The sequence below is a fragment of the Anaerobutyricum hallii genome, from assembly GCF_900209925.1.
GTDB lineage: Bacteria > Bacillota > Clostridia > Lachnospirales > Lachnospiraceae > Anaerobutyricum > Anaerobutyricum soehngenii.
Genome location: NZ_LT907978.1, coordinates 870,997 through 894,635 on the forward strand (window position 1 = coordinate 870,997; position 23,639 = coordinate 894,635).

Sequence of the window (23,639 nt, forward strand, 5' to 3'; positions counted from 1 at the left end):
ATTCAATTATCTATTTAATGAAGGAGGAAGTTATGGGAACGAAAAAGAGCGATTGTGTGGCAATGTTTCCTGAAAGTATTGAGAAAGTACAAAAGAGTATGCCTAAGGAGACCGAACTTGATAAGGTAGTATCTTTTTTTAAGGTTTTAGCAGATGATACAAGGATACGGATTTTGTACGCATTAAAAGAACAGGAGATGTGTGCCGGTGATATTGCCGTTTTCCTTGACATGACTAAGTCTGCAGTTTCTCATCAGCTTGCTGTGATGCGTAAGATGCATCAGGTGCGGGCAAGAAGAGAAGGGAAGAATGTTTTTTATTCACTGGATGACCAGCATATTGTAGATATTATGGAAGAGGCATTGATTCATATGACACATACCGATTCCTGATATCGAGAAGAGAGGTATCACAATGCAGAGAAAGGTATATATTCTGGAGAATCTTGATTGTGCGAACTGTGCAGCCAAGATTGAAAGAAAGTTAAGCAAGCTGCCGGAGTTAAACGATGTATCAGTTACATTTGCAACAAAACAGCTTCGATTTGAAGCAGAAGACCCAGAAGCAGTTTTGCCAAAAATCAGAGAGACAATTCAGTCTATGGAACCAGATGTTGAGGTTGTAGAAAGAACTCGCGGTAAGCGCAAAACAGCAGAGCATCACCATGAGCACCATGAGCATCATGATCACGAGCATGGTCACGAAGAGAGCTGTGGATGTGGCCACGAGCATCACCATGACCATCATGATCACGAGCATGATCATGAAGAGAGTTGTGGATGCGGCCACGAGCATCACCATGACCATCATGAGCATCATGATCACGAACATGGCCATGAAGACGGTTGTGGATGCGGTCACGAGCATCATCATGAGCATCATGATCACGAGCATGGCCATGAAGAGGGCTGTGGATGTAGCCACGAGCATCACCATGACCATCATGATCACGAGCATGGACATGAAGACGGCTGCGGCTGCGGACATGATCATCATCATGAACCATCCAAACCACAGGCGACGCGATCACATACACATTTTGAAGTGGAATATCATCATGTAGACGGACATCCGGATCACTGTGATTGCAGTCAGTGTAATTCTTATATAGAATATTGTGACGTATGTGGAGAAAGTCTTGCAAAGTGTACTTGCCATATGCCGGATGAGGATTTAGAGAAAAAGGTATATATTTTAGAAGGAATTGATTGTGCGAATTGTGCGGCTAAGATTGAGGCAAAAATCCGCCAGATGCCGGAAGTAGGATTTGCTTCGGTAGCATTTGCAACAAAGCAGCTTCGTGTTTCAGCAAATAATCAGGCAGAGTTATTGCCTAAAATGCAGGCTGTTGTAGATTCTATTGAAGACGGCGTGACAATTGTTCCAAGACAGAGAAAGAGACCAACAGGTATTTCTAATACAAAGATATATATTTTGGAAGGACTTGACTGTGCAAACTGTGCAGCTAAGATTGAAGCAAAGTTAAGAACACTCAATGGTGTAGATGATCTGACAATTACTTATGCGACAAAGCAGATGAAGCTTTCTGCAAAGAATCCGGATCAGATGATTCCATTGATTAAAGAAACAATTGATTCTATGGAAGATGGAATTACAATTGTGCCAAAAGATAATAAAGTAGCAAAATCAGCAGAAAAAGAAGAGAAGAAATTCTCATTTAATAATCCATTAGTAAGTATTGGTATTGGAGCAGTAATATTTATTATTGGTGAGGTACTTGAACATATTGGGAATGTACCGGCAATTCCAATGTTTGCTCTATTCTTGATTGCATATTTAGTTCTTGGCGGCAAAGTATTAGTTACAGCCGGGAAGAATATCATGAAAGGTCAGGTATTTGATGAAAACTTCTTGATGTGTATCGCAACAATTGGTGCGTTCTGTATTCAGGAATTTCCGGAAGCAGTAGGTGTTATGCTTTTCTATCGTATTGGTGAGTATTTTGAAGAAAAAGCAACGGAGCAGAGTCGTACACAGATTATGGAAGCAGTTGACTTAAGACCGGAAGTTGTTAATCTTATTGTTGGAGAAGATATTCGTGTCATTGATGCAGAAGAAGCTAATGTAGGAGATATCCTTTTAGTACGTCCCGGTGACCGTATTCCATTAGATGGTGTTATCATTGATGGAGAGAGCCGTATTGATACTTCACCTGTCACCGGTGAACCAGTACCGGTTATGGCAAAAACAGGAGATAATATTGTTTCCGGATGTGTCAATACATCAGGACAGTTAAAAATTCGTGTTGAGAAGATTCTTGAGGAATCTATGGTAACAAGAATTCTTGATTCGGTGGAAAATGCAGCAGCAAGTAAGCCGAATATTGACAAGTTTATTACTCGTTTTGCAAGAGTGTATACACCGTTTGTTGTATTTTTTGCATTATTTGTAGCAATTGTTCTTCCATTTATTTTACCTGATTCTCTGAACTGGCATCTTTTTGTAGATAGTGCATACACAGGAACAGTAAATACCATTTATGGAACAAGCGGAACAGCATCAATTTATACAGCATTGACATTCCTTGTTATCAGTTGCCCTTGTGCATTAGTATTAAGTGTTCCTCTGGCATTCTTTTCAGGAATTGGAGCGGGCTCTAAAAAAGGTATCCTCTTTAAAGGAGGAATTGCTATTGAAGGGCTTAAAAATGTCAAAGCAATTGTAATGGATAAAACAGGAACGATCACAAAAGGTAACTTTGTAGTTCAGAAAGCAAATCCGGCAGGAAATGCGATGACTGCAAATGATTTGTTAGCAATCAGTGCAAGTTGTGAATTGTCTTCTACACATCCGATCGGAAATAGTATTGTAGATGCAGCAAAAGAAAAGGGACTTTCCATTGAGCGGCCTTCTAAAGTAGAAGAAATCGCAGGACATGGTATACGTGCAGAACTTAGTAAAGGTGTGGTTCTTTGTGGTAACAGAAAGCTTATGGATGAACAGAATGTTGATCTTAGCTCCTATCAGAAAGAAGACTTTGGCACAGAAGTCCTCGTTGTATTAAACGGTAAATTTGTTGGAAACATTGTTATTTCTGATACAGTAAAGGAAGATGCGAAAGAAGCAATCGCAGCGGTAAAGAAGCAGGGAATCATTACTGCAATGCTTACAGGCGATGCGCAGGAGAGCGCAGATGCTGTTGCAAAAGAAACAGGAATCGACGAAGCACATGCAAAATTGCTTCCACAGGATAAGTTATCCGAGCTGAAGAAAATCAGAGAAAGTCATGGAGCAGTTATGTTTGTCGGAGATGGTATCAACGATGCACCGGTACTCGCTGGCGCAGATGTTGGTGCGGCAATGGGAAGCGGCGCAGATGCAGCAATTGAAGCAGCAGATGTCGTATTTATGAATTCTGAAATGAAAGCGATTCCGGAAGCAGTCAGCATTGCAAAGATGACAAACAGCATTTCATGGCAAAACGTTGTATTTGCACTTGCGATTAAAATTATTGTTATGATCATGGGACTTTTCGGATTTGCAAATATGTGGATCGCAGTATTTGCAGATACAGGAGTATCCGTACTCTGCCTTCTGAATTCCATTAGGATTCTTCATAGAAAATAATAGTTTGTAGATTTCGTATAGACGAAAAAAGAAATACTGCCCTATCCCATCTGCTCTGTAGTCGCTGTGTTTAAAATGCTCGTCCGCATCTTAAACACGCTCCGAAGCCGCATCTGGGATAGGGCAGTATTTCTTTTTTCTGACTATCTAAATCCACAATCGGTGAGAATGAGGGGATTGTCCAGAAGGCTATGGTTTTCATCCAAATAAAGGCTCCAGACAAGGAATATTTTCTTATGGAGAAATAGTTATTTGATTAAAAATCATAATCTTCCCAAAAATCCCCTTCTCTTTCCAACACAAATCACTAATTTCCATCTGGAACCAAAGAGCAGAAAACCAGAAATTTAATATAGAAGAAAATGTGATGTCGGAGCGAGTAAAAATGCCGGTCAGGCATTTTCTGCGAAGCGACTATCTTCACATTTTCTTCTATATTAAATTTCTGGTTTTCGTTTCTTTAGTCTCTCAAATTAGTAGTTAATCTGCTCTGTATTCTTCTGGAATATCTTCTTCATCCCATACGATAACATTAAAGTTTTTCTGGCATCCCATCTTGATTCCAAAGCCAAGTACATTATCTGTAGAACGGTCTAAAGCAACTTTGATAAAATCAACAGCTTCTTTATGTTTGGTTCCTACAACATATACATTAAAGTTTTTAGAATATTCTCCATTTAAAACGGTGAATTCTCCTTTTTTTAAATGTTCATCTCGTTCTGGTGCTAACTTTCTCTTTTCAAGTATTGTCATGATATCTCCTCCTAAAAATCTTCACAATAAACCATTATAACATTTATTGCGAATACTTCAAGGTGTCTTGGAGAAAGAATTATTGTGGAAGTTCTTGTGTAGAACCTGTCATTAAAAAGTTTTTACAAAGATATCCCTCGCGCACACCGTAGCGGGATACCCATATCTTCTCACAGTGAAGTCTTTCTATAATTTCTTTTACAACAAGCATACCGGGGATGATCGTATGGACACGATCTGGGCATAGTTTTAAAATATAATTACGGGAAGCAGCATCACGTTTTAATAGTATTTTTAAAATTTTATTGAATTCATCTTTTGTAATGATTCGATTATTTTCCTCTTTGTTAAAATGGTAATTGACAATATTTAAGATGGCACGACATGTACCGCCGACACAACAGACTTTTTCTGGTACTTTTTTTGGAAAATCAACAGCATCGAGTCGTTTTGAAATACGTTTTGCAATCGCTTTTTGTTCTTTTTTATCTGGCCATAAACCGGAAACGTGATTGTGGAAAAGATTTAAAGAACCGATAGAAATACTTTGGGATTTTTTTACTTTTCCATTTTTTACACGAACGAATTCAGTACTTCCACCACCAATATCAAACATAATACCGTTCTTTAAATCGGTTGTGTACAGGGCACCATAGTAGCCTAAGATACCTTCTTCGCTGCCGGCAATGACATCGACACAAAGACCAGTTCTGCGCTTGATTGTTTCAAGTGCTTTTTCTGTATTCTTGATATTACGTAAAGAAGCGGTGGCAAACACATGCATTTCGTTCACACCAAGCTGCTGTAAAAGGACTTTGAAATCAAGCAGTACGGCACATGCCTGATTGATACCATCATTAGACATAATTCCATGGGAGACATATCCGGCAAGACCGGCCATATATTTTTTTGAGAATAAGGTTTCAAAGCTTCCGTTTTCTAATGTATTGTAAAGAGAAAGACGGATTGTATTGGAACCTAAATCGACAATAGCACATTTCATAAATATTAACCTCCTGATAAAATCGCTATAGTTTATAATAACAAGTATTGGTAAGAAAGGAAAGAAATATAAGTCAAATTTATGTAAAAAAGAATATGAAAAATAATATTGAAATAAAAAAAGTATTGTGATAAAATAAATGTAATATTTTTACAATAAAGGAGTTAGCTATGACAAGTCAATGTGATTTATGTGCATATTACTGGATTGATGAAGAAGATGGGACAGGAGAATGCCAGGTGAATCTGGATGAGGATGATCTGGCGAGAATGTTGTCTGGTTCTGCAGATAGTTGTCCGTATTTTCAGATGTATGATGAGTATAAGATTGTGCGGAAACAGATCTAGAAGATAAGATGTAGAATAGAAGATATAATCAGGGATTAAATCCGGGGGTAATGGAAGTCGGTTAACAATCAGCTTATCCAAGTATTAGATAAACTGATTTCGCTCTTTATTATATTCAAAGCCTGCAGAAGATAGTTTTTCTTTAAGAGTATTCTCATCAATATTCATATCTTCGCACAAAGCCTCTAATGAAGAGTAGAAGTCGCGCAGCTTTGTGTTAATGACGCTGTAAAGCATAATCGGATCTTTGGGTAATCGTTCCATAGTAGTATCCTTTCTTGGAAATTAATCGTAAATATGCCGAGGCATTATTGAATATCTAATAACATAAGTTTTATCGAAATATTCTCGGAGATAAATGAACGCAAAAAAAGAGATGTCTACACATAAATATATAAAATAAATATTTAAGAACCAGTATAGTAGTGACATCTCTTTAAAATTAGAATAATATGTCTAATTTATGTTTAAATTATATATGAAATTTTAGAAAAAAGCAAGAGAAAATTGAAAGAAAATTCTTAGATTAATATACTATATAGAGATTAGTTATGGAAAGTGGAAAAATAATGGAAAAAAACGTTGATTTTCTGGACTTCATTTTTAATTTGTAGTATTCTAATAAATAGAAATTTTATTGGAGGTAATATTTATGAATAAAGTATGGAAATTCCATAATGACGTGGATACCGACCAGATCATTGCATCACAGTATCTACTTTTACCAGATATTGAAGCAATGAAACAATATACATTTGAATCCTTAGATCCTGATTTTTCAAAAAAAGCGCAGCCGGGTGATTTGATCGTTGCCGGAGAGAATTTTGGCTGTGGTTCATCGAGAGAACAGGCACCGAGTGTTTTAAAAGCTCTTGGAATTAAAGCGGTAATTGCCAAGTCATTTGCCAGAATCTTTTATCGTAATTCAATCAATATCGGACTCCCGGTTATTGTATGTAAGGAATTATACGATTATGTAGAAGACGGTGGAGAGGCAGAGCTTGATCTTTCTGCAGGTACAGTCACGGTTAACGGACAGGTATTTTCCTGTACAAAGCTTCCGGAATATATGCAGAATATTTTGAATGCCGGAGGATTGATTGCATCTTTAAATAAGGAGGAAGCGTAGATTATGGGAATGACTTTAGGAGAAAAGATTATCGCTCGTGCTGCTGGTGTTGATTTTGTAAAACCGAATGATATCCATACAGTAACACTTGATCGTATGATGAGTAATGATGGTACAACACATCTTACGGTGGATATGTATCATAATCAATTAAAACATCCTCAAATTGCAGATAAAGATAAAGTAGTATTTATCATGGATCACAATGTTCCAGCTGAGAACCCGAAGACAGCAGAGGCACATAAAAAGATGCGTGATTTTGCAATAGAGAATGATATTAAGTTATATGAAGGACAGGGAGTCTGTCACCAGATTATGATGGAAGATTATGTCTGCCCTGGAGAGTTGATTTTTGGCGCAGATTCACATACCACTTCTTACGGAGCATTAGGAGCGTTTGGTACAGGGGTTGGATGTACAGATTTTTTATATGCGATGACAACAGGAACATCCTGGGTTATGGTTCCTGAAACAATCCGTTTTAATCTGCATGGAGAATTAAAAGAAGGGGTTTACCCAAGAGATTTAATTCTTACGATTATTGGAGATATCGGAGCGAATGGAGCGAATTATAAGATTATGGAGTTTGCGGGAGATGGAGCGCACAAGCTTTCTGTTGATGACCGTATGGTTCTTTGTAATCTCACTGTAGAGGCTGGTGCAAAGGCTGGTATTGTTGAGCCGGATGAAAAGGTTGTAGAATATTGTAAAGCGCATGGTCGTGAGGCAGTACATATGTTTAAAAGTGATGAGGATGCACATTTTTGTGAAGTGTATGATTATGACTTGAGTAAGATTGAACCAGTTGTTGTACGCCCGGATTTTGTAGATAATTTTGCCCTGCTTAAAGATGTAAAAGAAGAGCGGATCGCTATTGACGAAGCTTTCTTAGGTTCTTGTAATAATGGACGTATTGATGACCTTCGGGTAGCTGCTGAGATTGTCAGAGGAAAACAGGTTGATCCTAAGGTTCGATTCATCGTTGCACCGGCTTCAAAAGCTGTTTACATTCAGGCGTTAGAAGAGGGAATTATCACTACTTTAATGGAAGCAGGAGCGATGGTTATGAATTGTAACTGTTCCGTATGCTGGGGAAGCTGTCAGGGTGTAATCGGTGAGAATGAAGTACTGATTTCCACAGGAACGAGAAACTTTAAAGGTCGTGCAGGTGCGCCAAGTTCCAAAGTATATCTGGCAAGTGCTGCAACAGTAGCAGCTTCTGCTCTTGCAGGATACATTACGGAACCGGAAGCGTAAAGCATTTTATCATAGAAAGAGGTAAGTATATCATGGAACAGTTTACTGGAAAAGTATGGATACTCGGTGATGATATTGATACAGATATTATTATTCCGACAGAGTATCTGGCACTTCCTACCGTTGAAGATATGAAGCAGTATGGATTTTCTCCGTTAAGACCGGAACTTGCAGGGCAGATTCAGGAAGGAGATATCATTGTTGCCGGAAAGAATTTTGGCTGTGGCTCCTCCAGAGAACAGGCACCGGAAATTATTAAGGCATTGAAAGTCAAGTGTGTCATTGCAAAGTCTTACGCCCGTATTTTCTTTAGAAACTCTATTAATAACGGACTTTTGCTTATTGAGAACAGTGATATTCAGGATGTGATTAAAGAAGGCGATACCCTGACAGTGCATATGGGTGAATCTTTAGAATTTGATGGAAAGACATATCCGATTCATCCACTGCCAGATAACCTGATGGACATTATTAATGCAGGTGGTCTTGTAAAAGCGATGCAGAAACGTAACGGAATTATTTAGGAGGCAGTCATGGGAAGTACATTAATTGAGAAAATTATCGAAAAAAATACTGGCCTTTCTAAAGTAACTCCTGGCCAGATTGTTACAGTAAATGTTGACAGAGTAATGATTCATGATATTTTCATTCCTTTTGTTGCAGAAAAGTTCGAAGAAATGGGATTTACAAAGCTCTGGGATCCGGATAAAGTGGTATTGATCTACGATCATCTTGTTCCGACAAGTGCAGTAGAAGATGTTCGCCATTTTAAGATTGGAGATGCTTTTGCGGATAAATACGGCTTAACACACGTACACAGACGTGACGGTATCTGTCATCAGCTTATGACAGAAGCGGGTTATGCAAAGCCGGGTAATATTGTTTTTGGTACAGATTCCCATACAACAACGTATGGATGTGTCGGCTGTTTTTCTTCTGGTATCGGTTACACAGAGATGGCTTCGATACTTGGTACAGGAGAAATGTGGATTCGTGTTCCAGAAACAATCAAAGTAGTTATTAATGGAACATTACCGGCAAATGTAACAGCGAAAGATGTTATTTTACGTTTAATTGGAGATTTGCGTGCTGATGGGGCGACATACAAAGCACTTGAGATTACAGGTTCAGCAGTAGATGCCATGTCTGTTGCTTCTAGAATGACGATTTCTAATATGGCGATTGAAGCAGGAGCAAAGTGCTGCCTGTTCCGTCCAGATGAGAAAACCTGTGAGTATTCAGAAGTAAAGATGGAAGATGTCGATTGGTTATATGGTGATGAAGATGCTGCGTATTGCCGGACGATCACGTATCAGGCGGAAGAACTCGTACCGGTGTGTGCCTGCCCTTCACAGGTAGATAATATCCATCCTGTGAGCGAACTTGTCGGAACAGATATCGATCAGGTATTCATCGGTTCCTGTACAAACGGACGATTAGAAGATTTAGCAGTAGCAGCAAAAATCCTTGAAGGAAAGACGGTAGCATGTCGTACCATCATAACTCCGGCAAGCCGTAAGATTTACATTGAGGCAATAAAAGCAGGTTATATGGAAACCTTAGCAAAAGCAGGAGCAATTATTACTCAACCAGGCTGTGGATTATGCTGTGGACGTGCAGGAGGAATCCTTTGTGACGGAGAAAAAGTACTTGCAACAAATAATCGAAATTTCCTGGGACGTATGGGAACATCTAAAGTAGGAATTTATCTAGGCTCCCCTGCAACTGCGGCAACATCTGCAGTTTATGGAAAGATTACATTACCAAAGTAATTAAAAGATAAAAAATAGCCCCCTGATAACTAACGTATATAGTTGTCAGGGGGCTGTGACGTTAGAATAATACATACATATTAAAAATAGTGGAAATTGTATAAATATATATACATAAGAGCGGCTGTATAGTATAATGAAAGAAACACATTGAGGATGCAAAATGTACTCTTAGAAAAGACTCTGATTAGAAAAGACTCTGAGACTACATCAAAGAGGAAGGGAGAAGGTCTATGCAGAAATATGTTGTATTACAGGTTACATTAAAGGAGAAGTTAATTGGAACTTCATCTAAGAATTTAAGTGAACTGGAGGATGTAATTAACAAACAGGCAGATAAGGGATATCGGTTACACACAATCAGTACCACATCAGGCGGAAGCAAGGGACTTGGAGGCGGAGACCGTATTCAGGCTACGATGGTATTTGAAAGAATTGAATAAGAAAAATTGAATAAAAAAGAATCGAATAAACTTATAGATTCATTTCTTGTAAAGTGAATATATAAGTTAAAAAGCGAATCCCCCAGATGAGGAACTTTCTGGGGGATTCTTTATATTAAGTAATGAAGATATGATAAAAAATATGGAAAGGATTAGTTATTGCTTAAAACGTCTTTCACTGTATCTTCTACCATTTTTTTAGTAACGATCTCAACGGTATCGCGGCAGATAGCAAGCTCTTCGTTTGTTGGGATACAGATAACTTTTACTTTGGAATCTGGAGTAGAGATGATACGTTCTTCTCCATGCATCTTGTTTGCTTTCTGGTCTAATGTTGTATCAAGATAATCGAAGTGTTCGATAATTCTTGAACGGATGATATCGTCGTTCTCACCGATACCAGCTGTAAATACGATAGCATCAACACCGTTCATAACGGCAATGAAACTTCCGATATATTTAACTACAGAGTGAGCGAATACTCTTAAAGCTAAATCAGCACGTTTGTTACCTGCTTTTGCAGCTTCATCAAGATCGCGGAAGTCAGAAGAAACACCGGAAATACCAAGAACACCAGATTTCTTATTTATGATATCCATAACCTGCTCGAGAGAAAGGTTTTCTTTATGAGCGATGAATTCGATACAAGTAGGGTCGATATCACCAGAACGTGTACCCATTACAAGTCCCTCTAATGGAGTAAGTCCCATAGATGTATCTACGCACTTTCCACCATCAACTGCGGAAATAGAAGAACCATTACCAAGGTGGCATACAACGATTTTTAAATCTTCTGGTTTTTTACCAAGGATTTCAGCTGCTCTTAAAGAAACATATTTGTGAGATGTTCCATGGAAACCGTAACGACGAACAGCATATTTTTCATAATACTCGTATGGAAGACCATAAATGTAAGCTTCTGGTGGCATAGTCTGATGGAATGCTGTATCAAATACACCAACCATAGGAGTTGTAGGAAGGAGCTCTCTACAAGCAGCAACACCAACTAATGTAGGAGGGTTGTGAAGTGGAGCTAAGTCGTTACAGGATTCTACAGTCTTTAATACTTCATCTGTAAGCAGTGTAGAGCAAGCAAACTTCTCACCACCATGTACCATACGGTGTCCAACAGCATCAATTTCATCGATAGATTTTAAAATACCATTTTCAGGGTTTGTTAACTGTTTTAATACAAGTTCAACAGCCTGACGATGTGCAGGCATAGCAGCTTCATATTTAATCTTGTCCTGACCAGCAGGCTGGTAAGTTAAAACACCATCAATACCAATTCTTTCACATAAACCCTTTGCAAGAACATGTTCTGTCTCAGAATCGATAACCTGATATTTGAGAGAAGAGCTACCGCAGTTAATTACTAATACCTTCATTTTGTATCTCCTTTTGTATAATAATTTATTACGAAACGCCAAATTTCGCTTATTTTATTCTGTTAGGCATATTATAGAACTTTTTTTTTACGTTGGAAATGTACTTATTCAACTTGTGATGGAGTTTTTTTGTTATTTCGGCACTTTTTTTTAAGTTTTGATAGGTAATTGTATTTCATAATAAACAATAAACGTTTTTGTTTGAAAGTTAACATGATTAGACAAAAAGATAAAAATGTCAAAAATACGCGATTATACAAGTATAAAAATGTAAGAAATCACAAGAAACAGAAAAGTTGCTGTTTTATTTGTTTTCAGGTATACTATAGATGGTTTAAAATATTTATAATCGTAAAGAGTAGATAATAGAAAAGGAATTCGTTATGAAGGTAGCAGGAATCATTGCAGAATATAATCCGTTTCACAAAGGACATCAATATCATATAGAAGAAACAAGAAAGCAGACAGGAGCAGATTACGTTATTGCAGTAATGAGCGGAGATTATGTACAAAGAGGAGAACCAGCAATTGCAGATAAATATATGAGAACCCGGATGGCTCTGTCAGGAGGGGCAGATCTCGTCATTGAAATGCCGGTAATATATGCGACAGCCAGTGCAGAATATTTTGCGACTGCAGGTATCGGCATACTTGACCGCTTAGGTTGTGTTGATTATCTTTCTTTTGGAAGTGAATGGGCAGATGTTGAAGATTACTCTTCCTATGCGACGTTGTTTCTTGAAGAACCGGAAGAATATAGGCAGATTTTACAAGAACAATTAAAGCGAGGAAAAAGTTTTCCAGAAGCAAGAGCTTTCGCAGCAGGAAAGCTGCTTTTTGATTCGAAACCAGAAACAGCCGTAGAATTTTTGAAAGAGCCGAATCACATATTAGGTTTAGAATATATTAAGGCACTGCGTCGGAGAAATTCTTCCATTCAACCAATTACCGTTAAAAGAAAAGGAAACCATTATCATGAACAAATACTTGCCGAAGAGTATTCTTCTGCAACATCCATCAGAATGGAACTGTATCAATATTATAGTAGGAACAAAGGAAATAAAATATTTTTTAATAAAAATAATGAAAAAATGTTTGTAAATAGAGAGTACTCTGTGGATAAAGAAAACTATGTCGCTAAAAAATATGAAAAGAGTGCATTTGTAAATGCACTTTGCGGAGAATATTCACCTTTTATAGAAGGGTTTTTACATGGAAACTTTGTTACATGGGAAGATATGATGCCGTATCTTGAATATACGTTTCTTTTGAAAAACAGGGTGATCGGAAAATACTTTGGAATGAACCTTGATCTGGCGAGAAGATTTCAAAATTTATTTGAACCAGGGCTTTCTTTTGAAACTTTAATAGAAAGACTTCACGCAAAACAACTTACGGATGCCGCATTAAGGAGAGTACTTTTGCATATCGTACTCCATATAAAATATTATCCATTTTTAGAAGAAGCGAAAAACATTCCGGTACCGTATGCAAGAATTTTAGGTTTTTCTAAAAAAGCCTCCCCGCTTTTGAGGGAAATACGAAAGGAATCCAGTATAGATATTATTCAGCGCCCAATCGAAGGTAAAAAGTTATATGCTGCTGGTTCCCCACAGGCTCAGATTTATAATGTAGATATTCGTAGTGCGGATTTTTATGAGCAGATTGCCGCAAGAAAAGCCGGAAGAAAACCGGTTAGAGAATATACACGCCAACAAATAGTAAAATAAATTTGTGCGTTTCTTTTTTTGTGTGATTCTCTCATTATTCGAAAGTGGCTTACTATTGCCAAAGACAGAATTTAACATAATAATATAGAGAATTTTTTAGAATCGCGTTATAATAGTTTACGTATCCAATGTGAGGGGACTCACCACCTGAAAGAGGTGGGAGTCTTCTCGACTGAGATAAAATAGACAGCAAAGAGAATACAAAATAAAAAGAGATAGAAAGAGAGGTCGATTTATGTATAATGCAGGATTGATTTTAGAAGGAGGAGGAATGCGCGGGGTGTATACCGCCGGTGTGTTAGATGCCTTTTTAGATGCAGGAATTGAATTTTCAAGTGTATATGGTGTATCAGCAGGAAGCTGCCATGCATGCAGTTATCTTTCAAAGCAAAGAGGAAGAGCCTTTCGGGTGAATGTTGATTATCTGGATGATCCAAATTATTGTGGAGCAAAAACATTTTTAAAAACAGGGAATGTTTTTGGACCGGAGATGCTTTATGAACAGATTCCGGATGTATTAGACCCATTTGATCATCAGGTTTTTTTAAATTATCCGGGCAAGTTTTATGCTGTTGTTACTGATGTAGATACTGGAGCCGCAAGGTATTTAAGGGTACGTGATCTGAGAAAGCAGATGTGGATGATCCGCGCATCAAGCTCTCTCCCGTTAGTATCTAAGACACTCGTTGTAAAAGGTCATAAACTTCTTGATGGAGGAATCGCAGACAGCATTCCGATTCGTAAATCAATAGAAGACGGCAATGAGAAGAATGTAGTTATTCTTACAAGAGATAAAGGATATCGCAAAGAGCCAAATAAACTAATGCCGCTCATGTACCTTCGTTATCCAAAATATAAAGCATTTCTTCATGCAATGGAAACAAGACATATCCGTTACAATGAAACACTGGACTTCTTAGAAGAACAGGAAAAGGAAGGAAAAGTATTGATCATTCGTCCGCAGGTGAAGGTTGATGTCGGAAGAGTTGAGAAAGATAAAGCGAAACTTACCGTTCTTTATAAACAAGGTTTTCATGATGGCGGACAAATGATAGAAACAATGAAAGAATACCTTGAGAAATAGTAGAAATTCTTCTCATTTTCTGATAGACTAAAAGACAAGTAATAAGTAGAAAGGATTGGAAAACATGAGCAAGAAAAAAGTAGTAGTAGCTCTTGGACACAGAGCACTCGGAACAACAATGCCAGAACAGTACAAAGCAACAAGAAAGACAGCCAAAGCGATTGCTGATTTAGTAGAAGCAGGAGCAGATGTTGTTATTTCTCATAGTAATGCGCCGCAGGTTGGAATGATTCATACAGCCATGAATGAATTTAGTAAGGAAAGAGAAGATTATACACAGGCACCGATGTCTGTCTGCTCTGCGATGAGTCAGGGATATGTCGGATATGATTTACAGAATGCTATTCGTGCAGAACTTTTAAAAAGAGGTGTATATCGCCCTGTATGTACAATCATTACACAGGTAATGGTAGATCCTTACGATGATGCATTCACCGAACCGGTAAAGGTGATTGGAAGACTCCTTTCCAAAGAAGAAGCAGAACAGGAAGAGAAACATGGTAACTATGTAACAGAAGTAGAAGGCGGATATCGAAGAATCGTAGCAGCGCCAAAGCCACAGGGAATTATTGAGATAGATTCAATCAAAGCTTTATCTGATCAGGGACAGGTAGTGATTGCCTGCGGCGGTGGTGGAATTCCTGTATTAGCACAGGGCGTAGAGCTTCATGGTGCAAGTGCAGTAATTGAAAAAGACTATGCGAGCGGAAGAATGGCAGAACTTTTGAATGCAGACGCACTTATGATCTTAACAAGCGTAGAGCATGTATGTGTAGGTTATAATACAGATCAGGAAGTTCCATTAGAACATATTTCTGTAGAAGACGCACAGCAGTATATTAATTCAGGACAGTTTGAGCCAAATACAATGCTTCCGAAGATTGAAGCTGGAGTATCCTTCCTTGAAAAAGGCAATGGAAGAAAGGTAATTATCACATCTATTGATAAAGCCTTAGAAGGATATTTAGGTAAAACAGGTACAATAATAGAATAAGTTTTCAAATTCACAAGTTAAATCTTTTTGCTTATATTGCACATCTGCATTTTTACTGAATATATTGTTGTAGAATCAAACAGGAGTATTATCAGGTATGATGAGAAGATATCTTGTAATATTAATGATGCCATGTTTCGTGATGCTGTTTGGTATCTGTTGTCTGGCAGGCTGTGAGGGAAGTAAACATCATTTGAAAAAAGTACGTTTAAATGAAGTGGCTCATTCTATTTTTTATGCCCCACAATATGTGGCGATAGAAAAAGGTTATTTTGAGAAAGAGGGCATTAAGCTAGAACTCACAACCGGGTTTGGCGCAGATAAAACGGCGACAGCAGTCATCAGTGGAGATGCAGATATTGCTTTTATGGGACCGGAGGCAACGATTTATCAATTCAATCAGGGGAATGCAGATTATCTTATCAATTTTGCCCAGCTTACTCAAAGAGCAGGCAATTTTGTTGTAAGCCGGAACAAAGAAGAAGATTTTCAATGGGAGAACTTAAAAGGAAAGAAAGTTATTGGCGGAAGGCCAGGCGGCATGCCGGAAATGGTATTTGAGTATGTTTTGAAAAAACATGGGATGAATCCACAAAAAGACATTGATCTTGTACAAAATATTGATTTTGCGAATACATCTGGAGCATTTGTTTCAGGAAAAGCAGATTATACTATTGAATTTGAACCGTCAGCAACATTGATTGAAGAACAGGGGGCAGGTTATGTAGTTGCCTCTGTAGGAAAAGAGAGCGGATATGTGCCATATACAGCTTACAGCGTAAAGAAAAGCTATCTTGAATCACATAAAGAATTACTGGAAGCATTTACCCGGGCAATCGAAAAAGGACAGCAATATGTCAATACACATACACCGAAAGAAGTTGCAAAGGTAATTGCACCGCAATTTAAAGATACAGATAGAAAAACAATAGAAAAAATAGTAAAAAGATATGCTGAACAGGATAGTTATAAAGAAAATACAAAATTTGAAAAAGAAAGTTTTGTATTAATTCAGGATATCTTAGAAGAAGCAGGAGAACTAGAAAAACGCGTAGAATATGAAACATTAGTTACAACAGAATTTTCAGAAAAATACTAATTTGAGGGACTAAAGAAACGAAAACCAGAAATTTGATAGAAAAGAAAATGTGAAGATAGTCGCTTCGTAGAAAATGCCTGACCGGCATTTTTACTTGCTCCGACATCACATGTTCTTTTCTATCAAATTTCTGGTTTTCTGTTCGTTGGCTCCAGATGGAAATTAGTATTTTAATTTTGAATGGAGAGGGGATTGTCCAGAAGTCTATGATTTTCATTGGGATTAAAATCTCCAGATGGGGATATCTTCTTACAGAATTGTAAGGATATTATAGTGAAAGAAATCGGATCAACCAGAAGAATTTGGCTTTCACTGCTATTTTCTTATGGTGAAACAGTTCTTTGATTAAAAATCATAATTTTCTGGAGAATCCCCTTCTCTTTCCAACAGAAATTACTAGTTTGCTATTTGTTGTTAAACTATCAGCCGCCGGAATAAATTTTTATGCTGAATTGTAAGAAAACTATGGTAAAGAAAAAAAGAATTGTTATAAGTTAGATTTTGTGACTTTGCGCTATGGAATTCTGACCATAGGAACTTGGGACTCGTTTTTCCCAAGTTCCTGTTTTTCTGGGCAGAATGGAATGCTTAGCGCAACGGAATAAAATCTAACTTATAGCAATTCTTTTTTCTTAGAAGACCGCCTGCAATTCAGCTTAATATTTTCTACTAAAGCGGCGTCTGTGTCTCCAGCAAATTAGTATTGTAATAATTTCCTTGATCTTTGAATTAATGCCGGGTCATCGGAGCTGTTTAAAAAGGTGACATTACCTTTGTGGTTTTGGTCAACCTGTCTTAGATTAGCAACGGTAAGGCGGCGGAGCAGTTCTTTGGCAGTTCCGTATCCACCATCAAAAATTGTGACAGATGAACCAACAATCTTTTGGATGGTGTCTTTTAAAAACGGATAGTGTGTGCATCCAAGGACGATTCCGGTAATATCTTTATCTTTATAAGGATCAAGAAGGTTGTGAAGAAAGTTTTCGAGTTTTTCTCCGGAGAGAATACCCTGTTCAACAAATTCCATCAGACCGGGACAGGGGAGTGGATAAATATCCGCCTGTTTATCGTAAATACTTTCCAGCTTGTGGAATTTTTCTTCGCGTAATGTCATTGGAGTAGCCATAACGATAACTTTTGCGTGTTCGCAGGCAAGTACAGCTGGCTTAATAGCAGGTTCCACCCCGACTAAAGGCAGATCGGGATACATGTCTCTTAAGATGCGTACAGCAGCACTTGTTGCAGTGTTACAGGCAACAGCAATAGCTTTTGCCTGTTTTTCTTTGATAAGGTATGTAATATGTTCAATCGTAAGTGTACGAACTTCTTCAAGTGTTTTTGTACCATAAGGGGCGTGTTTGGAGTCCCCGTAATAAATAAAATCTTCATTTGGCATCAGTTTTGTCATCTCTCTTAAAACACTGATGCCGCCCATGCCGGAATCAAATACGGCAATAGGATCAGATAGTTGATTCATAATTAATTATGTTCCTCCTGATTAAATTTTCCTTAGTCTTTAAAATAGTATAGTTTCTTTTCTTCTTGAAATCAAGAGAATTGTGCATAAACAGTGATTGATTTATACATTTTCGTTGAAAGGCCGCGAGGGATGTGGTATCATTTAAATCGCTTTTAATGAAATAAATAGAGATAATAAAAGAATATTCATAGAAACGATTGATCAAAAACAGTAAATAAGATTAGAGGGAATGATAGCGAGTATGGGAAAGAAATATTTAGTGGTTAGTGATAATCATGGAAGTATGGCGAATTTGGAATATGTAATTGACAGATTTCATGGTCAGATTGAAGGACTTATCCATTGTGGTGATATGGAAATTCCGCCGGAAATGTTAGAAGAACTGGCTGGGTGCCCGGTTTATATGGCAGCCGGAAACTGTGATTATAATTTTAGCAGAGATAAAGAAGATGTTTTTGAACTTGGCGATCATGTGGCGTTTGTGACACATGGAGATGTTTATGGCGTGAGCTGGGGTGAAGAAGAACTTGTAAGCAGAGCGCAGGAGATGGGAGCAGATGTCGTTTTTTACGGTCATACGCATTGTCCGGCATATCATGTATATGAAAGTGAAGGTGTGACAGTCTTTAATCCGGGAAGTATTGCTTTGCCAAGACAGATGACACCATCGGGTCCGACTTTTTTGATTATTGATCTGGCAGATGACGGAAGACTTACACCGGAATTATATACGTTATAAATAGATACTTTTAAAATGACCGGCTATGATGAAGTGAAACATATAGCAGGGGTTTGGAGGAAATATGAAGCGACAGAAAAGGGTAGCGGTAATTAATGATGTGACAGGGTTTGGCAGATGTTCTGCTGCTGTGGCACAGCCGATTATTTCTGCGATGAAGATACAGTGTTGTGTAATGCCGACAGCAATTTTGTCTGTGCATACAGGATTTCCGAACTATTTTTTACAGGATTATACGCCATATCTTGAGACATATATGAATAGTTGGGAAGAAACCGGTATTGAATTTGATGGAATTACGACAGGATTTATTGGTTCAAAAGAACAGATCGGACTAGTTGTCGAATTTTTTAAAAAATTTAAAAAAGAGAATACATTGGCTGTAGTTGATCCGGTAATGGGAGATTACGGGAAGTTGTATTCTTCTTATACGGATGATATGTGTCTGGAGATGAAGAAACTTCTTCCTTATGCGGATGTGCTTACTCCAAATCTTACAGAAGCATGTCGTATCCTTGATCTGGATTATCATAAGGTGGATTTGTCAGAAGAAGGTTTGGAGGCAATCTGTGAGGCATTAAGTGAAATGGGACCGGACCGGATTGTGATTACCGGACTGCAGCAGGGGGATTTGATTTTTAATTATATTTTTGAGAAAGATAAAACTTCGGAGCTGTTGTCTACAAGAAAAATTGGTGGAGACCGTTCTGGAACAGGTGATGTTTTTTCTTCTATTGTAACGGGAGCCTTAGTGCAGGGACAGGATTTTAAAACTGCGGTGAAAAGAGCAGTAACTTTTCTTGACAAAGCCATTGCTTATACAGCACAGATGGGATTGCCATGGAATTACGGAATATGTTTTGAAGAATATTTAGAGGAGATTTAGAGATGATTTTATATACAGTAAAAAATGGTGTTTATTATAATTTAGAAGATTTTAAAGAGGATTTATCAGATCTTGGAGAGAATGGATTCCCGAATAAGATTTATATTAATATGACAAATCGATGCTCTTGTTCTTGTACATTTTGTTTAAGAAGTTTAAAAGAATTTAATGAACATAACAGTTTATGGCTTAAGGAAGAACCATCGGTAGAATTAGTAAAAGAATTGTTTTCAAAATATGACTGGTCTCATGTAGCAGAAATTATTTTCTGTGGTTTTGGAGAACCGACCATGCGCTTTGATGATGTAGTGGAAGTGGCTCGGTGGTTAAAGAGTATACATCCGGATATTCCGTTACGTATCAATACGAATGGTTTATCCGATTTGGTGTTCGGAGAACCGACTGCAAGTCGACTTGCAGGAATTTTTGATACAGTTTCGATCAGTTTAAATTCTTCTACCGCACAGAAATACCTTGATGTAACAAGAAATCGCTTTGGTCTGGCCTCTTATGATGCCATGTTAAGTTTTGCAAAAGCATGTCAGCGCTATGTTCCGAATGTAGTGATGACAGTTGTTGATGTAATTGGTGCCGAAGAAGTTGCAGATTGTCAGAAAGTCTGCGATACACATGGTCTTCAGCTTCGCGTGCGTCCATACGAGGCAAATTAACAGATATGAATAATTTCTTTTAAAACAGCAGAAAATACCTCCGGTAAGGAGGTGTTTTTTTATGAAAAAAGCAGAAAAAAGAAAGGTTGTTTTAATAGGGACCGGAATGGTGGGAATGAGTTATGCCTACGCAATATTAAATCAAAATTTATGTGATGAACTTGTGTTGATTGATATCAATAAGAAAAAAGCTGAGGGAGAGGCCATGGATTTAAATCATGGAGTGGCTTTTAGCGGGGGTAACATGGAAATTTATGCAGGAGAATATAGTGATTGCAGGGATGCTGATCTTATAGTTCTTACAGCAGGATTGCCACAAAAAGAGAGGCAGAGTCGTCTGGATTTATTAAAAGAAAACCGGAAAATATTTGAAAGTATTCTACATTCGGTTTTACAAAGTGGTTTTTGTGGTATTTTTCTTGTGGCAACGAATCCTGTAGACATTATGACAAGGATCGTGTATGAAATTAGTGGATTTTCTCCAGAAAAAGTTATTGGTACAGGAACTGCGCTGGATACAGCAAGGCTTCGATATCTTCTTGGAGAAAAGTTTATGATAGATCCTAGAAATATGCATGCCTATGTAATGGGAGAACATGGGGATAGTGAGTTCGTTCCATGGAGTCAGGCTATGATGGCGACAAAACCGATCTTTGATCTGTGTGGAGAAACAAAAGGCTGTCATTTTCAGGAACTGCTTGAATTAGAAGAAGAAGTGCGGATGGCAGCATATAAAATTATTGAAGCGAAAAAAGCAACATATTATGGGATAGGAATGGCAATGGCTCGAATTACAAAGGCTATCTTTGGAAATGAGTATAGCGTGCTTACAGTATCGGCGTATTTACAGGGGGAATATGGAGAAAGTGGAATTTATATTGGAATTCCATGTGTTGTAAATCGGATGGGAATTCAGCGGATCGTGGAACTTCCGCTTGGAGGAGAAGAAAAACAGCGTTTACATTCTTCGTGTGAAATGTTAGAAAATACGTACCAGGAAATTTAACTATAAAAAAGCAGAAAAATATGATATACTATGAAACTGTGATGATGTATTACGTTAATGTATAAGTGAGGTTCCCGCATTTATACGGGAACCTTTAACAGATGTAACATAAGATTTAATAGATGCAACAATGTGACAGATTAAGTAAGACAGATTTTGATGGAGCGGAGGAAATAATGGATTATTTATTAGATGTGCATACGCATACGATTGCTAGCGGACATGCTTATAACAGTATGATGGAGATGGCAAAAGCAGGGTTTGATAAAGGGTTAAAGTTGCTTGGTATTACAGAGCATGCACCAATGATGCCGGGAACATGCCATAGTTTATATTTTCATAATTTAAAAGTTGTTCCGCGTACAATGTGTGGTATTGAAGTAATGCTGGGTGTTGAGCTTAACATTTTAGATTATGACGGACATGTAGATCTGGATGAAAGAACATTACGACAGCTCGATCTTAAGATTGCCAGTTTACATAGTGTTTGTATTCAGCCAGGGACAAGGAAGGAGAATACACAGGCAGTTTTAGGAGCGATACATAATCCTTTGGTAGATATTATCGGACACCCGGACGATGGGATTTATCCGTTAGAATATGAACCGATTGTAGAAGCAGCAAAGGAAACCAATACTCTTTTAGAAGTAAATAATAACTCTTTGAATCCGATGGGTGCAAGAAAGCATACGAGAGAGAATCTGATTGCAATGTTGGAATTGTGTAAGGAATATAAACAGCCGGTAGTAATGAACAGCGATTCTCATGTATTTTGTGATGTGGCAAGAAGAGACTTCTCAGAAAAATTGATAGAAGAAATTGATTTTCCGGAAGAGTTGATCGTGAATCATTCCGTAGACGTATTTAAAGAATATATTCATAGAAAGTACAAAGAGGATAAATAAAGATTAGAAGATACATAGATTTGAATTTTTAAGGAAGAGGTGAAACTTATGGGAAAAAGTGTACATAATGAAGAGACAAGAAAGTTAATGGAGGGTATTTTAAAGCTACAGTCTGTAGAAGAATGTTATGCTTTTTTTGAAGATTTATGTACGGTCAATGAATTATTGTCGTTGGGACAGCGCTTCGAGGTGGCAAATATGCTTCGGAATCATAAAACTTATAATGAGGTAGCCGAAGTAACCGGTGCATCTACGGCAACGATCAGTCGAGTGAACCGTTGTTTGAATTATGGAACAGACGGGTATCAGCTTGTACTTAGCCGAATGGAAAAATTAGAAAAAAAAGAAGATTAGATTTGACAGGAGTTGGGATTTGCGTGGACGTTGCATGTTGATTCTGATTTGGCTTGTTAGAAAATATAAAAAGACCAGAGAGAGGATTCAAACAGTGCAGATGAATCTCTTTGGTCTTTTTATATTTAAATCAGATGTGAGATGACTTCCCCCTCTGCAGGTGGCGAGCAACAAATCAGTATCAGTGGGGCATTCTTGAATCTTATTCTGAAATGATAATAAAATGAATCAGCCCTTTTTCTTTTTGGGGTGTTCTTCGCGTCTACGGTCAATGAGCTTCTCGATAATCTGCTTTCTCATATAGATATCAGAGCAAAGCTGGTAGATAAAGGAAAAATCATCCAGATATTTTGCTTCTTCTTCCGAAAGAGAATACTCAGCAAAAGAATTACGGCTTTTTTTCCCAGGTTTTTATAATATCTTCGGATATGGCAGTTTCATTCACTGCGTAGTCATTAATGATCTTATGGTAAATATCGGAAAGTGAGAGCCCATTCTCGGTATTTTCAGGAAAATACCTTTCTGATAGTGGCTCTAAAAGACTTTGAATATCAGAAATAGATAATATACTCTTCAAGTAATAGATCATAATTAAAAGAAAAATATGCTCTCTTGAATACTTCTTCTTGTTAGAAGGAGGAAGAAGTTTATTCTTTGTATAATTGTTGATCATTGTTTTCGTAAGAATCTTATCATCCGGATAGCGCTTGGAACCAGCTAATCTGGTGTCCATTAAAGTGGTTACCTGATCCATATATAATCCGATATCCGGGATGTCTTCCGGTGGAATAGATTCTGTTTTTAATAAATTACACAGCCAGTCTTTATAATTATCCAAAATGGTACCTCCATATGTTTTACAAATGTTTGTGTAACTATATTATATAGTTTTTATTACTATATAGCAAGTGGAAATATCGTGAAAAATAAAATCCATATCCTAAGTGACAAGAATATAAAAGTAATGTATAATAAAAATAAGTACCAGTCTTTTGACAGTGAATATAAAAT

At 37.6% G+C, this 23,639-nt stretch carries 24 protein-coding genes and 1 pseudogene; 19 read left to right on the forward strand and 6 right to left on the reverse strand.

Annotation, left to right across the window (positions count from 1 at the left end; translation table 11 throughout):
- Positions 1 to 32 precede the first annotated feature (32 nt).
- From EHLA_RS03935 to EHLA_RS03940, 3 genes and pseudogenes are all read left to right on the forward strand, one after another.
- Positions 33 to 392 carry an ArsR/SmtB family transcription factor gene (locus tag EHLA_RS03935; RefSeq protein ID WP_021906506.1) on the forward strand — a complete coding sequence of 120 codons (360 nt, stop codon included), beginning with the start codon at positions 33 to 35 and terminating at the stop codon, positions 390 to 392.
- A gap of 22 nt (positions 393 to 414) precedes the next feature.
- Positions 415 to 591 (forward strand): annotated as a pseudogene (locus EHLA_RS16985) (cation transporter); the annotation flags it as partial.
- Positions 592 to 1,158: 567 nt separating this feature from the next.
- Positions 1,159 to 3,588, forward strand: coding sequence for a heavy metal translocating P-type ATPase (locus tag EHLA_RS03940; RefSeq protein ID WP_242970759.1), 2,430 nt, complete (start codon positions 1,159 to 1,161; stop codon positions 3,586 to 3,588).
- A 480-nt stretch (positions 3,589 to 4,068) separates the two neighbouring features.
- Here EHLA_RS03940 and EHLA_RS03945 read toward each other — a convergent pair whose 3' ends face one another.
- Together EHLA_RS03945 and EHLA_RS03950 are read right to left on the reverse strand one after the other, a co-directional pair.
- Entirely contained in the window at positions 4,069 to 4,341 is a 273-nt protein-coding gene (locus EHLA_RS03945; RefSeq protein ID WP_021907376.1) for a hypothetical protein, read from the reverse strand.
- A gap of 79 nt (positions 4,342 to 4,420) precedes the next feature.
- Positions 4,421 to 5,344 carry a phosphatase gene (locus EHLA_RS03950; protein WP_096239396.1) on the reverse strand — a complete coding sequence of 308 codons (924 nt, stop codon included), beginning with the start codon at positions 5,342 to 5,344 and terminating at the stop codon, positions 4,421 to 4,423.
- Positions 5,345 to 5,514: 170 nt separating this feature from the next.
- Here EHLA_RS03950 and EHLA_RS16405 point away from each other — a divergent pair, with 170 nt between their 5' ends.
- Positions 5,515 to 5,691, forward strand: coding sequence for a DUF6472 family protein (locus EHLA_RS16405; RefSeq protein ID WP_021907374.1), 177 nt, complete (start codon positions 5,515 to 5,517; stop codon positions 5,689 to 5,691).
- An 84-nt stretch (positions 5,692 to 5,775) separates the two neighbouring features.
- Here EHLA_RS16405 and EHLA_RS03955 read toward each other — a convergent pair whose 3' ends face one another.
- On the reverse strand, positions 5,776 to 5,955 hold the full coding sequence (locus EHLA_RS03955) for a DUF4250 domain-containing protein (protein ID WP_096239397.1): 180 nt from the start codon (positions 5,953 to 5,955) through the stop codon (positions 5,776 to 5,778).
- 388 nt (positions 5,956 to 6,343) lie between these two features.
- On the opposite strand from EHLA_RS03955, the gene EHLA_RS03960 reads away from it, so the two are divergent.
- From EHLA_RS03960 to EHLA_RS03980, 5 genes are all read left to right on the forward strand, one after another.
- Positions 6,344 to 6,820 (forward strand): 3-isopropylmalate dehydratase small subunit, encoded by a 477-nt coding sequence (locus EHLA_RS03960; RefSeq protein ID WP_096239398.1) that lies wholly within the window; start codon positions 6,344 to 6,346, stop codon positions 6,818 to 6,820.
- Positions 6,821 to 6,823: 3 nt separating this feature from the next.
- On the forward strand, positions 6,824 to 8,077 hold the full coding sequence (locus EHLA_RS03965) for a 3-isopropylmalate dehydratase large subunit (RefSeq protein ID WP_096239399.1): 1,254 nt from the start codon (positions 6,824 to 6,826) through the stop codon (positions 8,075 to 8,077).
- Between the two features lie 32 nt (positions 8,078 to 8,109).
- Entirely contained in the window at positions 8,110 to 8,601 is a 492-nt protein-coding gene (locus EHLA_RS03970) for a 3-isopropylmalate dehydratase small subunit 2 (RefSeq protein ID WP_021906674.1), read from the forward strand.
- Between the two features lie 9 nt (positions 8,602 to 8,610).
- Positions 8,611 to 9,849 carry a 3-isopropylmalate dehydratase large subunit gene (locus tag EHLA_RS03975; protein WP_096239400.1) on the forward strand — a complete coding sequence of 413 codons (1,239 nt, stop codon included), beginning with the start codon at positions 8,611 to 8,613 and terminating at the stop codon, positions 9,847 to 9,849.
- A gap of 233 nt (positions 9,850 to 10,082) precedes the next feature.
- Positions 10,083 to 10,292 carry a DUF4177 domain-containing protein gene (locus EHLA_RS03980; RefSeq protein ID WP_096239401.1) on the forward strand — a complete coding sequence of 70 codons (210 nt, stop codon included), beginning with the start codon at positions 10,083 to 10,085 and terminating at the stop codon, positions 10,290 to 10,292.
- 152 nt (positions 10,293 to 10,444) lie between these two features.
- Here the strand turns inward: EHLA_RS03980 and EHLA_RS03985 are convergent, their stop codons facing one another.
- Positions 10,445 to 11,680, reverse strand: a complete 1,236-nt coding sequence (locus EHLA_RS03985; RefSeq protein WP_096239402.1) for an acetate/propionate family kinase — start codon at positions 11,678 to 11,680, stop codon at positions 10,445 to 10,447.
- 383 nt (positions 11,681 to 12,063) lie between these two features.
- On the opposite strand from EHLA_RS03985, the gene EHLA_RS03990 reads away from it, so the two are divergent.
- The 4 genes from EHLA_RS03990 (at position 12,064) to EHLA_RS04005 (ending at position 16,587) form a co-directional block, all read left to right on the forward strand.
- The gene (locus tag EHLA_RS03990; protein ID WP_096239403.1) at positions 12,064 to 13,410 is read left to right on the forward strand and encodes a nucleotidyltransferase family protein; all 1,347 of its coding nucleotides are present in this window, start codon (positions 12,064 to 12,066) and stop codon (positions 13,408 to 13,410) included.
- A gap of 235 nt (positions 13,411 to 13,645) precedes the next feature.
- Positions 13,646 to 14,494 (forward strand): patatin-like phospholipase family protein, encoded by an 849-nt coding sequence (locus EHLA_RS03995; RefSeq protein ID WP_096239404.1) that lies wholly within the window; start codon positions 13,646 to 13,648, stop codon positions 14,492 to 14,494.
- Positions 14,495 to 14,558: 64 nt separating this feature from the next.
- Complete coding sequence (gene arcC / locus EHLA_RS04000) at positions 14,559 to 15,488, forward strand: carbamate kinase (RefSeq protein WP_021906679.1); 930 nt, start codon at positions 14,559 to 14,561, stop codon at positions 15,486 to 15,488.
- A gap of 100 nt (positions 15,489 to 15,588) precedes the next feature.
- Entirely contained in the window at positions 15,589 to 16,587 is a 999-nt protein-coding gene (locus tag EHLA_RS04005) for an ABC transporter substrate-binding protein (protein WP_096241549.1), read from the forward strand.
- 697 nt (positions 16,588 to 17,284) lie between these two features.
- Here the strand turns inward: EHLA_RS04005 and murI are convergent.
- Positions 17,285 to 18,064: a glutamate racemase gene (murI, locus tag EHLA_RS04015; protein ID WP_096239406.1), complete on the reverse strand. Its 780-nt coding sequence runs from the start codon at positions 18,062 to 18,064 to the stop codon at positions 17,285 to 17,287.
- Positions 18,065 to 18,308: 244 nt separating this feature from the next.
- Between murI and EHLA_RS04020 the strand changes: the two genes are divergently transcribed.
- The 6 genes from EHLA_RS04020 to EHLA_RS04045 all read left to right on the forward strand — a co-directional run bounded on the left by EHLA_RS04020 (position 18,309) and on the right by EHLA_RS04045 (position 22,628).
- Positions 18,309 to 18,806: a metallophosphoesterase family protein gene (locus EHLA_RS04020; RefSeq protein ID WP_157908546.1), complete on the forward strand. Its 498-nt coding sequence runs from the start codon at positions 18,309 to 18,311 to the stop codon at positions 18,804 to 18,806.
- Positions 18,807 to 18,870: 64 nt separating this feature from the next.
- Complete coding sequence (locus EHLA_RS04025; RefSeq protein WP_096239408.1) at positions 18,871 to 19,692, forward strand: pyridoxamine kinase; 822 nt, start codon at positions 18,871 to 18,873, stop codon at positions 19,690 to 19,692.
- 2 nt (positions 19,693 to 19,694) lie between these two features.
- Positions 19,695 to 20,363 carry a TatD family nuclease-associated radical SAM protein gene (locus tag EHLA_RS04030; protein WP_096239409.1) on the forward strand — a complete coding sequence of 223 codons (669 nt, stop codon included), beginning with the start codon at positions 19,695 to 19,697 and terminating at the stop codon, positions 20,361 to 20,363.
- Between the two features lie 61 nt (positions 20,364 to 20,424).
- On the forward strand, positions 20,425 to 21,369 hold the full coding sequence (locus tag EHLA_RS04035) for an L-lactate dehydrogenase (RefSeq protein ID WP_021906441.1): 945 nt from the start codon (positions 20,425 to 20,427) through the stop codon (positions 21,367 to 21,369).
- A 176-nt stretch (positions 21,370 to 21,545) separates the two neighbouring features.
- Positions 21,546 to 22,274: a phosphatase gene (locus EHLA_RS04040; protein WP_096239410.1), complete on the forward strand. Its 729-nt coding sequence runs from the start codon at positions 21,546 to 21,548 to the stop codon at positions 22,272 to 22,274.
- 48 nt (positions 22,275 to 22,322) lie between these two features.
- Positions 22,323 to 22,628 carry a YerC/YecD family TrpR-related protein gene (locus EHLA_RS04045; RefSeq protein ID WP_021906443.1) on the forward strand — a complete coding sequence of 102 codons (306 nt, stop codon included), beginning with the start codon at positions 22,323 to 22,325 and terminating at the stop codon, positions 22,626 to 22,628.
- 388 nt (positions 22,629 to 23,016) lie between these two features.
- On the opposite strand, the gene EHLA_RS04050 is transcribed toward EHLA_RS04045, so the two are convergent.
- Positions 23,017 to 23,466, reverse strand: a complete 450-nt coding sequence (locus EHLA_RS04050; RefSeq protein ID WP_330399866.1) for a DUF1836 domain-containing protein — start codon at positions 23,464 to 23,466, stop codon at positions 23,017 to 23,019.
- Positions 23,467 to 23,639 lie beyond the last annotated feature (173 nt).